This is a genomic window from Alteromonas sp. KUL106 (genome assembly GCF_009811415.1).
Classification (GTDB): Bacteria; Pseudomonadota; Gammaproteobacteria; order Enterobacterales; family Alteromonadaceae; genus Alteromonas.
In genome coordinates this window covers 53,325-66,021 of record NZ_BLIG01000039.1, presented here as the reverse complement: position 1 = coordinate 66,021, position 12,697 = coordinate 53,325, and the positions used below count along the sequence as shown (strand labels likewise).

7 protein-coding genes are annotated in these 12,697 nt (G+C 44.9%); 5 read left to right on the top strand and 2 right to left on the bottom strand.

Annotation, left to right across the window (positions count from 1 at the left end; all coding sequences use genetic code 11):
* Positions 1-65: 65 nt before the first annotated feature.
* Positions 66-1,361: a GntP family permease gene (locus GVO63_RS14160; protein WP_159580725.1), complete on the bottom strand. Its 1,296-nt coding sequence runs from the start codon at positions 1,359-1,361 to the stop codon at positions 66-68.
* 527 nt (positions 1,362-1,888) lie between these two features.
* Between GVO63_RS14160 and GVO63_RS14155 the strand changes: the two genes are divergently transcribed.
* The 3 genes from GVO63_RS14155 to GVO63_RS14145 all read left to right on the top strand — a co-directional run bounded on the left by GVO63_RS14155 (position 1,889) and on the right by GVO63_RS14145 (position 6,109).
* Entirely contained in the window at positions 1,889-4,249 is a 2,361-nt protein-coding gene (locus GVO63_RS14155) for a TonB-dependent receptor (RefSeq protein ID WP_159580723.1), read from the top strand.
* 178 nt (positions 4,250-4,427) lie between these two features.
* Positions 4,428-5,093, top strand: a complete 666-nt coding sequence (locus tag GVO63_RS14150; RefSeq protein WP_159580721.1) for a response regulator — start codon at positions 4,428-4,430, stop codon at positions 5,091-5,093.
* 125 nt (positions 5,094-5,218) lie between these two features.
* Positions 5,219-6,109 (top strand): aspartyl protease family protein, encoded by an 891-nt coding sequence (locus GVO63_RS14145; RefSeq protein ID WP_159580719.1) that lies wholly within the window; start codon positions 5,219-5,221, stop codon positions 6,107-6,109.
* Here the strand turns inward: GVO63_RS14145 and GVO63_RS14140 are convergent, their stop codons facing one another.
* A complete protein-coding gene (locus GVO63_RS14140) occupies positions 6,110-9,550 on the bottom strand; it encodes a PAS domain-containing hybrid sensor histidine kinase/response regulator (protein WP_159580717.1) in 3,441 nt (1,146 codons plus the stop codon). It lies immediately after the preceding gene.
* Between the two features lie 476 nt (positions 9,551-10,026).
* Here GVO63_RS14140 and grpE point away from each other — a divergent pair, with 476 nt between their 5' ends.
* A complete protein-coding gene (gene grpE / locus GVO63_RS14135) occupies positions 10,027-10,650 on the top strand; it encodes a nucleotide exchange factor GrpE (RefSeq protein WP_159580715.1) in 624 nt (207 codons plus the stop codon).
* A gap of 118 nt (positions 10,651-10,768) precedes the next feature.
* Positions 10,769-12,694, top strand: a complete 1,926-nt coding sequence (dnaK, locus tag GVO63_RS14130) for a molecular chaperone DnaK (protein WP_159580713.1) — start codon at positions 10,769-10,771, stop codon at positions 12,692-12,694.
* Positions 12,695-12,697 lie beyond the last annotated feature (3 nt).

The window sequence follows — 12,697 nt, the reverse complement described above, 5'->3', positions numbered from 1 at the left end:
TCTATCCCTTTTTCAAACCGAGAAGCATATTTGTTATTTATGTTTTTTATCATATCGATGTCGCATCACATGAAGCTAAACAGGCCAATGGCCATGGCAAGCCCAATAACCGGCACTACCACTGTCAATGCGCCTACTGCCCAGTAAGCGGCCTGATGGGTTTCGTGGCATATAGCGCGTATTGTTGTGACTACATAACCATTGTGAGGCAGCGAATCTAATGCTCCCGACGATATTGAAACAATTCTGTGTAATTGCTCTGGCTCGACACCTTGGTCAAGATAGTGAGGGGCAACCAGAGGAAGAGCGATGGCCTGTCCTCCCGAGGCGCTGCCTGTCAACCCTGCAATAACGCTTACTGCAATGGCGGCGCCAATCAGTTCGTTACCTGGAATTTGTGTCATCAATGCGACTGTCGTTTGAAACGCTTCCGTATTTTTCGCGATGGAGCCAAACCCCACAACCGCGGCAGTATTGCCTATCGCAATAAGTGCGCCTGTCGTGCCTGAGTTAATGGCCACGGGTAAACTATGAAAATGTCGGTAATTAATAACCAGTAAACACAGCACACCCCCGCCTAACGCGAGAATAAGCGCCAGTTGTGCGAGTTCTTCATGAAACAAGAAGGAAATAATCAACACCACAATTAACGGAATAATACCGGTAAGCGGATGGGGAAGTGCTCTTTCGCGCACATGTGGGTCACTGGCTCTCGCTTCGAACACCTCGCCATTGTTCACCGCTTTTCTGATCATTTTAGCTAACCACCAATACCCGAAGCATGCCATAAATACTGCAACAACCAGGCTGACTTCCCACGCTGCAAAAGGCGAGGTGCCCAAATATTTTATGGGGATCCAGTTTTGAATTTCGGGAGAACCCGCAGAGGTCATCGTAAATGTCACCGAACCAAAAGCCATAGCGGCAGGAATGAAGCGTCGTGGTAAGTTCGCATCTTTAAACAGGCTGACTGCCATAGGGTAAACCGAGAACGCGACGACGAATACGCTTACACCACCATAGGTTAAAATAGCGCACGCAAGTACAACGGCTAAAACTGCCCGCTTGTAGCCAATTTTCTCAATGATCCAGCGAGACACCGCATCTGCAGCTCCGGTGTCTTCCATGAATTTACCGAACAGGGCACCCAGTAAAAACATGAAAAACCAAGAGGCAATGAAACCTGAGAATCCACTCATATAAGTTTCAACGAAGTTTACATCGCCAGTGAATACGCCAATGTTGTTGGTAAAAGCAACAACAAGTGCACACAAAGGTGCGGCTATAAAGAGGTTCATTCCGCGTATTGTTAGAACAATAAGCAACAACAGACCGCCTACTAAGCCAATCATACTTAACATAATTATTATTCCTTAAAAATCTGTGACCGCAGATGATCCGAAACAGTTAAGTCGATTAATGACTTACTTCGTCTCCGACAGACAAAGTGCAAGTAAATCAATAAAAAGCATTCATAACGAAGATTCAGTGTGACGTTACTTTCACCAAAATCCCATAGTACGATGGTACTACATACTATTAACAATTAATTAACTAAAGTGATTTTGACCGTAGGCAATACATCCGGCAGTGATGAAGGCTTGTCGATCTTTTTTGTACAAGTTTTGGTCTAAATGGAAGCCTTTTATTCACGAAACACTCCTGCAAGGCTAGCGGCCTAAGTTAAAGGACAGTGACGAAGAGTAAAAGTCTTCCATAGCGACCCCTTAGGGCAGCGTCTGTGTGCCATCTATACTGCGTTGAATGTTTTCGATTTAGAACCACTAGACCGTCAAACATCCGCCTTGTCTAGATAGCACACGGGCCGCTGCAAAAATGTACAGTAACGTTCAACAGGCCCTATAACTTAGAACAACAAGGAGTCACTATGTCTAAATCAACAAACACACTAAATTGGGTTTCATCTAACACATTAAAGTCAGATAAACGTAGCGTGGCTAGCATGCCTACAAAAAGCCTTTGTGCCCTTGCGGTGGCTGGCGTAATTTGCTCGGCATCGGCATTCGCGCAAGAAAATCCGCAGTCGACCAATGATCAAGATGCGGAAAAAGGAAAATTAGAGCGCATTGAAGTTACAGCGCGAAGAACCGTAGAATCCCTTCAAGAAACGCCGGTTGCAATCACATCCATTGGTGCCGTTGAATTGGGCGAAAAAGGCATAAGTGTGTTAACTGAAATTCAACAGTTTTCACCCAACACCACGTTGCAGACAAGTCGTGGAACTAATTCAACCCTGACGGCGTTTATTCGCGGTTTAGGTCAGCAAGACCCGCTATGGGGCTATGAGCCGGGCGTTGGGATTTATGTTGATGATGTCTATATTGCACGGCCTCAAGGCGCGGTGCTGGATCTCTTAGATGTGCAGCGAATTGAAGTGCTACGTGGCCCTCAGGGAACACTGTACGGTAAAAATACTATCGGTGGCGCAGTTAAATATGTAACCAAAGAGATGACTGGCGAAACTCAAATGAATGTAGAGGCCACGGTAGGTAGCTACAGTCAGCGCGATATGAGAGTCACAGGCCAGATTCCGCTTATTGAAGATACGGTTTACCTTGGCGTCGGATACGCCAATTTGAATCGGGATGGTTTCGGTGAGTATCTGATTAGCGCTTTGCCAAACCAAGATAAAGAAAACTACAACAAAGACTTGTGGGCAGCGAGAGTAACCCTTGAAGTGCACCCCAGTGAAGACTTATTTTTCCGCTTTGGTTGGGACAAAACAGAAGATACATCGAATGCAAAAGGGGGATATCGCTTAATTCCGAGTATTCTCACCGATGCACCAGTACCTGATTCAGTGTACGACTCTTACACCAGCTTACCCACATGGAATAAAGTAGAGCTAGAAGGGTATAACTGGCTAGCGCGCTATAACGTAAGTGATAATTTAGAGCTTAAATATATTGGTTCGCACCGAGAGAGTTATTCACCCACCAATATCGATTTTGATAACACGCCACTGCCTATTTTTGATGTGCCTGCTGAATATGACGACAGTAATGATACGCACGAACTTCAAGTCAACTATACAGGTGAAACTTTCAGCGTTGTATCGGGATTGTATTTATATGACGGCGAAAGCTGCGGAAACTTTGACGCAATATTAGGCGTTTTAGGGCAAGCCTTAGGCGCACCGGGATTAACCCGAGAAGTCACTGGTTGCAACAACTCAGAGAGCTGGGCGGCCTATGCACAAATGAACTACGACGTAACTGATAAACTCTCTCTCTCACTTGGTGCTCGCTATACCGATGAAGAAAAGACCGCGTTTGTAAATAACGGTTTAGTGTTTGCCAACGTTTACCCCTATACCGATTGGATTGAAGGCTATGTTCGTCCCGATGGACAACTAGTGCCTCAAGTACTTGGGACAGACACTGATGGCGATGATGTCTTAGATGCGCCAGCGGTAGAAAGTTGGTCTCGTTTTACTCCGCGTGTGGGTGTTGAGTATCAAATGGACCGCGATACCATGTTCTTCGCCAGCTATTCACAGGGCTTTAAATCGGGCACCTTTAACCCTCGTGCTCAAACTAATGAGCCTGGGGTTCGGCCTGAGGTAGTGGATAGCTTCGAAGTGGGTGTGAAAAGCGACTTAAGCGATGCCCTTCGTATGAACATAACTCTATTTTCTTACGATCACAAAGACCGTCAATACATCGGGGTTGAAGGTGATCTATCTGACCCTACAGCACTTGACCAGCGACTGCGCAACGCTGCAGAAACTGCCGCAAAAGGTGCGGAGTTGGAGATGACATGGGTAGCCACAGACAACCTGCAGTTTGACGCTGCTTATGGTTATATCGACTTTGAGATAAAGAAAAATAATGCGATTCCTCCGTTAATTGGCTTGGCAAGTACGCCAGAGAATACCTTCAACGTTAACGCCAATTATTTACTGGAAACTACCTTTGGTGATATTACGTTTAACGCCAACTACTATTACCGCGATGATTACCTCATCTTTGAAACCAGCGATCTTATCCAACAAGATGCCTACGGTATGGTGAACTTAAGCGCGCGTTGGGAAAGTGTAGAAGGCGACTGGTATGCTGGATTACATGTTAAAAACCTGACCGATGAAGAGTATCTGGTTGGCGGTTACGACTTTGTTACCCAAGACGGTGAAGGTAACTTCGGCCCAGGTCTGGGCGGTGATACCACACTTATTGGGTATTACGGTGACCCGCGAACGGTTCATCTAACGGTGGGCTATCGATTCTAAACCCAGTGTGCTAGAGAAAATTAACACCTTGTTTCACGCCTAGGCCTCTTAGCTTAGGCGTGTTCATTTTTGTGTGAACCATACCGGTGTTTATGTCGATTATTGCCATTATGATTAACCTTTATTTACCGCCGTGGTAGTATGTTGATTAACAAAGTAGTTACAAGTTGATAGCATTATGTCTGTGAAAATCCTCATTGCTGACGATCACCCTTTGTTCAGGGCCGCAATGTGCCATGCGTTAACTTGCGTGGAGCATATTGAACTTGTAGAAACGTCTACCTTCCCCGATACACTTGCTTGTCTTAAATCAAATGACGATATCGATCTGCTCTTTTTAGATCTCACCATGCCTGGCAATGAAGGGTTGAATGGCCTTGCTGAGGTACATGCGCTTCATCCAGATGTGCTTGTAGTTGTGGTTACTGCACAAGAAGAACCCGATGTAATGGCAAAGTCGTTAGCGTTGGGCGCGAGCGGATTTATTCCTAAGTCAGCTTCCGTTGAATGTATCATTGAAGCGGTCAACACTGTGCTTGATGGCGAGACTTGGGTTCCTACTTCAGCACATATGTCTCCAAACGGGCAGAACAAATCAGCTGGTCAAAATGACCATAGTATGTGTGGCGCAGATGACTTTACGAGCCGATTAAAGCAACTCACGCCTCACCAGTTAAAAGTACTGCGTATGGTGTCAGACGGCTTACTCAACAAACAGATTGCTTACGAATTGGAGATCTCGGAATCAACGGTAAAACAGCATGTTTCGGCTGTACTTAGAAAACTGGGCGTAATCAACAGGACTAAAGCTGGCATTGCATTTAAAAACGCCATGCACGTTTAATGCATCGGTTTACTTGTGGTAAATCAAATGTTTCATATGGCTAGAAGTGCCAAAAACGATGTGATAGCGTTCGCAGTGGATAATTTGTAGAACTACGTTGTTTTTAAAAATTTAAAGGGACTTTTATGAGGCGTTCAGTATATTTAATTGCTTTACTATTGCCGTTTTTAAGCCACGCTGCCGCTACGCACTGGACTGATTTTATACTAGATCGAGGCCACGTTTTTTTACCTGTCACAATAGAGGGAATAGAATCTCGAGTCATGCTTGATTCTGGCGCTCAGGTGAACAGTATCAATAAAGCCTTTATCGGAAAAAATAATTTGGAGCTAGATGGCGGACGCGCTATCAACATCCAAGGTGTATATAAGATTGAGAAACGAAGCACATTTAATAATGTAAAGGTCAATATATTCGGCTCAGAATTCGAGCTTGATAACCTTGTTGAAGGAAATTTGGGTCACCATTCAAACGGACTGCTTTTAGGTTCGGGCTTCTTCCAAAATTTTATTGTTCAACTAGACTACCCAAATCAAAAAATAAGACTTCTCACAAGAGATAGCGTGAACATGCACGATGTCGCCAATGTTCGCACTGTGGTCCAGCAAGGAAGTGGTATGCCGATAGCTCAAATAGAGATCAACGGCAAAACGGTTTGGCTTCTTATCGATACTGGGAATGCTGGCTCTATTTTTGTTGATAGGAAAGTGGCGTCGAGAGCCGGCTTGTTAGATAACATAGAAGGGGTGTCGGAGTCGTTTGGCGCTAACGGTTTTGGGGCCAATGAATTCGCTACCGCAGATACGGTTAAATTTGGGCCCTTTGAAGTCAGTAATGTAAAGGTAAGTTTCCCAGCTGAAGGGCAAAAGACACATATAGAGAGCCAGTATAAAGAGCTAGGAAGCAGGCTTGGTGGGAAAAAGGTCGTCGGGCTGATTGGATATGACCTATTAAAAGATTTTGTTGTTACGCTCGAATACAGCACGGCAAAAATGCATATAGGTTTGCCTGAGTAACTACCTACCAATACCTTGTTTTAATAAGCGTTTTAGTGCGAGTGGCTTCACAGGTTTCGGCAAGTACGCCATACCTAATGAAGCCGCTTCTTCCCGTACTTGATGACTGCGATCTGCTGTTATTAACAAGGTGAAGCCAAATGAAAAGCCGTTCTGAGTCAGCATGTCGGCGCACTGGGTGCCTGTTTCACCGGTGTTTAAATGATAGTCTGCGATTAGAACATCAAAATGTTTATTAATAGGTAATATGTCTTGCTGTCCCTTAATCCAATATACTTCAGCGCCCCAGTCATTTAATAGTGAACGCATCGCGCCTGCCACTTGCTCGTCATTTTCGATTAACAATATAACGCGGTCTGACAAAAAGGCTGAAAGTTCACTAACGCCAGATTCACCAGCGTTGACTAATGGCAAGGAGGAAGAAGCCGTTACGTGGGAGTGGTCGATTACAGCTTGCTCATGCGCTAAATCTAGATAGACAGAAAAACAGCTGCCTCTGCCTAACGTTGACTCAATCGTGATTCGGTGTGCCAATAAGCGACATATGCGATCGACTATGGTTAATCCTAATCCAATCCCTTCGCTGCTATTCGGGTTATCTAACTGATGGAATTCACTAAAAATATTTTGCTGTTCATCTACGGCAATTCCATTTCCGGTATCGCAGACAACTATCCTTATATCGTTAACGTTTTCATTATCTCTATTTGTGCGGCGGGCTCTTTTAACACCAATTAAGACTTTACCCCGAGAAGTATAGCGAACGGCATTTGACAACAAATTTTGTATCACTCTTCTCAGTAAATTTTTATCGCTATAGATAAATAAACTTGTAGGTACATAGCTAAGCGTGACCCCTTTTTGCTCCGCAATAATGGTAAATTCTTGTACTAATGAGGATAAAATTTCATCCAAAGGGAATACATTTTTTTGTGCTTTCAACACTCCTGCGTCCAGTTTACTCATATCAAGTAACATGGTGAGTAGACTCTGCGCATTATCCAGTGAATTGACCACACCCTCTGATAGACTAGCCAGTTCACTGCCTTGCGTTTTCTTGCTCAGCATAGCTGCAAACAACGTAGCCGCGTTGAAAGGCTGCATCAAGTCATGACCAGCAGCTGCAAGAAATTTTGTCTTACTTTCATTTGCCTGCACAGCCTGACGTTTCGCTTCTTCCAATTCTGCCGTTCTTATTGCTACCCGTGTTTCCAATTCCGCCTTCGCGTTTTCGAGTTGCTGCTGAATCGCAATGTACTCGGTTATGTCGCTATACGTCGTGACGTAGCCACCACCCGGTAGCGGCGCGCCATTTAATTCAATCACTTTACCGTCGGGTTGTTTTCGAATGAATTTATGGCGACTGCCGTCCAGCATAAAACTCACGCGCTTGTTAATTTCTGATTGAACTGCGTGAGGATTAGACTCGATGTTTGAAACACTAAATAAGCCGCGCTGGGCGTTGTAACTGAGTATGTCAGTGATAGGCATCCCCGCTTTTAAGAAGCCTTTGGGGTAGTTAAATATTTCAATATATCTGTCGTTCCATGCTAACAATTTGAGTTTTTCATCCAGTACGCTTATCCCTTGCTCGATATTCTGGACAGATGATTGGAGTACTTCATGATTAAATTGAAATGACTGCGACGCCTCTTCAACCCAATCGACTAGCTCTGGCAACGCATCTCCGCCTGTATCTGCAATCGCTCCCAATAGAATCCTGGCGCTAGGGGCGCCAACTTGGGCTGCCAATAATTTATTTACTCTTTCTATTAAAGCCTGACTGGCATAGCCGCTGCTTGATGCTCGATTGACATCGACAGAAAGCTGTTGAATAAGTTGAGCGTGTGTTTCTTTCTCCAAAACACGCTCCGTGAGCGCAATCAAATCTCTTACTTTCACCATTAAAAGAGGTGTGTCGGCGCGTGAAATAGCACTTTCTTGCGCAGTATTTTCTCGCTTGGATGTTGTCATTGCCACTAAAACAAACGTACAGCAGTTAGCGAGTAATGAATAAGCAAAACCGAGTCCCAACGCCTCGTCAGTCGGCGCGGGATCGAAATAATAGCTTGAAAGCAAGCTAGGATAGAGCAGAAATGCCGCCCAACAAATAAAGCCCACAAGTAAAGCGGAAATGGCAGCTGCCTTGGTGCTGCGCCGCCAATAAATACCAAACATAAGCGCCGGCATACATTGTCCTAACAACGCAATAGCAATTACACCGCTTTTAACCAGTGGCGCAGCTTGACTGATATTTAGGTGATACCACAGTGCAATGCTTAGAACGATCAATACGGTGAGTCGGCGAATAGAGAGAATGTTACTCGGCTCCATTGAGCGAGTAGATGAAGTTTTAAGGCGTGCTTTAAGCCAAAGTGGGGTAACGACATTGTTGGAAATCATTATTCCCAACGCCAAGGTTGCGACAATCACCATGCTGGTGGTTGCAGACAAACCGCCAATAAAGGCAAAACCTGACAGGGCTAGGTTTTCGGTATAAAGGGGAAGCGCGAGAACGTAGGCATCTGAACTTGTCGTTACCGGCAGCAGCATTTTGCCTGCAAGCGCAATGGGGATAAGAAAAAGGGTCATGCCGAATAAGTAGAGAGGAAATAACCACCTTGCAGTACGAAGCTCTCCCTCGCCGTTTTGTTCAACAAAGTTCATGTGAAATTGTCTGGGCAATACGAACATGGAGCAAACACCCAATGCTACGTGCGAAACATAAACCCACGGTGCACTATCGGCGTAAATGACTTCTTTTGCGTTGACGTTTGATGCGGCCTTCGATATCAAATCTAACACGCCGTCAAATAGAAAAAAGCAGACAAAAATTCCTACAGCCCAGAGCGCGACGAGCTTTATTATCGACTCAAAGGCAATTGTAAGCAGCAATCCGGGATGTTTATCTGTCAAATTAAGTGTGCGTGTGCCGAAGGTAATGGCGAAAAGAGCGAGCAAGCTAGCCACATAGATGCTTAACCAAGGTGTACTTGTTTGGGATTTACCAGTGAGTAAGTTAATTGACTTTGTAATCGCATCTAGCTGAAGCGCGATATAGGGCACAACCCCAAAAAAGCAAAGCAAAGTGATTAGCGCGGCAATTAAATGAGAATGCTGATATTTAAGTGAGATGAGATCTGCCAAAGAGCTAATGTTGTGTTGTTGGCATAGTCTGCTTATATGAAGCACGACAGGAAACGCAAATGCCATCGTTAACATGATACCCAGATAAGTGGGAATGACTGCCCAACCGTATTGCGCCGCTTGCGACGTTGTGCCAAAAAAAGCCCACGATGTACAGTGTACGCCCAAACCTAAACTGTAAAGAACAGGGTGCTGCCGGTTATCGCGCAGGCGCCTATCGCCCCAAAATGCCACAGCAAAAAGGGCGAGGAGATAAAAACCAACAAGAGTGCCAACTGTCCAGATACTTAGCATAGACATTCCGTGTAGATAAATGCATGTATTAGCGCCTGTAAAAGCGCGTTTTCTTATGAACTTACATTAACACGGTTTTCACATATGACGCATCTTCAATGAATGCCTAAGTGCCTGATATAAGGCCCACTGCTGGTACCAGGAATGAATACAAAATAGAGTCAAAGCTCAAAAAGGTTTAAAGGACGGCAGATGAATGGGCTAAAAATACGGCGCATGACTATCTCGTTTGGATTATTTCTTATAAAGCATCAAAGAAAAATAATTAAAAAAGCGACTGCCATGTTGAGCGATAGAAAGGCAATTTTCATGTTGTGGTCTGGCTTTTTTATATTTTTTTAAAATCACCCACAAAAATTGTGTGGATACCCTTGATCGCTCTCAAACTAGCCCCATAACTAAGCGCAACAGAGTTGTTCCCAACAATTTTAGGTTGTTGGGCAATGCCTAATTTAGAAAAACGTGTGGAGGTAGGCATGAGCGATAATCGCGACGTGCAGGCAGAACAAGAAAATACAGTTGATGAAACTGTTCAAAGTGCAGAAGAAGTTCAAGTAGAAGCGTCTGAAGCAGAAGGTGTAGAGCTTGATGAAAATGCACAGCGCATTTACGAGCTGGAAACGGCACTTTCTGAAGCACAAGCAACAATCAAAGAACAGCAAGACAGTGTGCTTCGTGCGCGTGCAGACGCTGACAACGCGCGTCGTCGAGCTGAAGGAGAAGTGGAAAAAGCGCGTAAATTCGCCCTAGAACGCTTCGCTGGCGAACTGCTACCGGTTATCGACAACCTTGAGCGTGCAATAGAATTGACCGATGGCGACAATGAAGCGATTAAGCCGCTGTTGGAAGGTGTGGAAATGACACACAAAACTTTCTTGAGCACTATTGAGAAATTTGGTTTAAGCCTTATTGATCCGCAGGGTGAAACCTTCAACCCTGATTTGCATCAGGCGATGTCGATGCAAGAAAGTGCAGACCACGAGCCAAATACAGTAATGGCGGTTATGCAGAAAGGTTATCAAATTAACGGCCGTTTGCTACGCCCAGCCATGGTAATGGTATCGCGTGCACCAAGCGGCGGTGTGGATACGCAAGCTTAATACGCTTTTTGCGACAAACACACAGAAATGTCAGTTTTTTTAACTGGCATCTATTGAAAAGGCGGGGAAATAACCCCACTAAAAGTACAGCATTAAGAAAATCATTCGGAGACACGAAATGGGTAGAATCATAGGTATCGACTTAGGTACAACGAATTCATGTGTCGCAGTTCTAGACGGCGACAAACCTCGCGTTATTGAAAACGCGGAAGGCGATCGTACAACCCCTTCAATCATCGCTTACACAAACGATGGTGAAACATTGGTAGGTCAGTCTGCAAAGCGTCAGGCGGTAACTAACCCGACTAACACGTTATTCGCAATCAAGCGTCTAATTGGTCGTCGCTTCCAAGATAAAGAAGTACAGCGCGACATCGATATCATGCCTTTCAAAATTGTAGGTGCTGATAACGGTGATGCTTGGGTAGAAGCGAAAGGCGAGAAAATGGCGCCTCCGCAGATTTCTGCTGAAGTACTTAAGAAAATGAAAAAGACTGCTGAAGACTATCTTGGCGAAGAAGTAACTGGCGCAGTTATCACTGTTCCTGCTTACTTCAACGACTCTCAGCGTCAAGCAACGAAAGACGCGGGTCGTATCGCAGGTCTTGAAGTTAAGCGTATTATCAACGAGCCAACTGCTGCTGCTCTTGCCTACGGCATGGACAAAAAGCAGGGCGACAATGTTGTTGCAGTATATGACCTAGGTGGTGGTACGTTCGATATCTCTATCATTGAAATTGATGAAGTAGACGGCGAGCACACCTTTGAAGTACTAGCAACTAATGGTGATACTCACCTTGGAGGTGAAGACTTTGATAACCGTGTTATCAACTACCTAGTTGAAGAATTCAAGAAAGACCAAGGCATCGACCTTCGTAAAGATCCGCTTGCCATGCAGCGTCTTAAAGAAGCCGGTGAAAAAGCGAAAATTGAGCTTTCTTCTTCACAACAGACTGAAGTTAACCTGCCTTACATCACTGCTGATGCAACAGGTCCTAAGCACTTAGCTATTAAGCTTACTCGTGCAAAACTTGAGTCTTTGGTTGAAGATCTAGTTAAGAATTCACTTGAGCCACTTAAGCAGGCGCTAGCGGATTCAGATCTATCTGTTGGCGACATCAATGACATCATCCTCGTTGGTGGTCAAACACGTATGCCGCTAGTACAGAAGTACGTGACTGAATTCTTCGGCAAAGAGCCACGTAAAGACGTAAACCCTGATGAAGCCGTTGCAGTAGGCGCAGCAATTCAAGGTGGCGTACTTTCAGGTGACGTTAAAGACGTACTACTTCTAGACGTTACACCTCTGTCTCTAGGTATCGAGACAATGGGTGGCGTAATGACCGTGCTTATTGAGAAAAACACGACGATTCCAACGAAGAAGTCGCAAACGTTCTCAACTGCTGAAGACAATCAGTCAGCAGTAACAGTACACGTACTGCAAGGTGAGCGTAAACAATCAAGTGGCAACAAGTCTCTTGGTCAGTTCAACCTAGAAGGTATTCGTCCAGCAGCACGCGGTGTACCGCAAATCGAAGTAACATTCGACCTAGATGCTGACGGTATCCTACACGTGTCTGCGAAAGATAAAGATACGGGTAAAGAGCAGAAGATCACTATCAAAGCTTCTTCAGGTCTAACAGACGAAGAAGTTGAAAAAATGGTAGCTGACGCAGAAGCGAACAAAGAATCTGACAGGAAGTTTGAAGAGCTGATTCAAGCGCGTAACCAAGCTGACGGTATGGTTCACGCCACACGTAAACAACTTGAAGAAGTTGGCGATGCATTAAGTGCAGACGATAAAGCGCCAATTGAAGAAGCACTTTCAGCACTTGAAACTGCTGTTAAAGGCGAAGATAAAGCTGAAATCGAAGCGAAAACGCAAGAACTTATCCAAGTATCTAGCAAGCTGATGGAAGCGGCGCAAGCACAGCAAGCTGCTGCCGGTGGCGCTGAAGGTGCAGAGCAACAAGCTTCTGGTAAAGCTGACGATGACGTTGTTGACGCTGAATTTGAAGAAGTGAAAGACGACGACAAGAAGTAAACT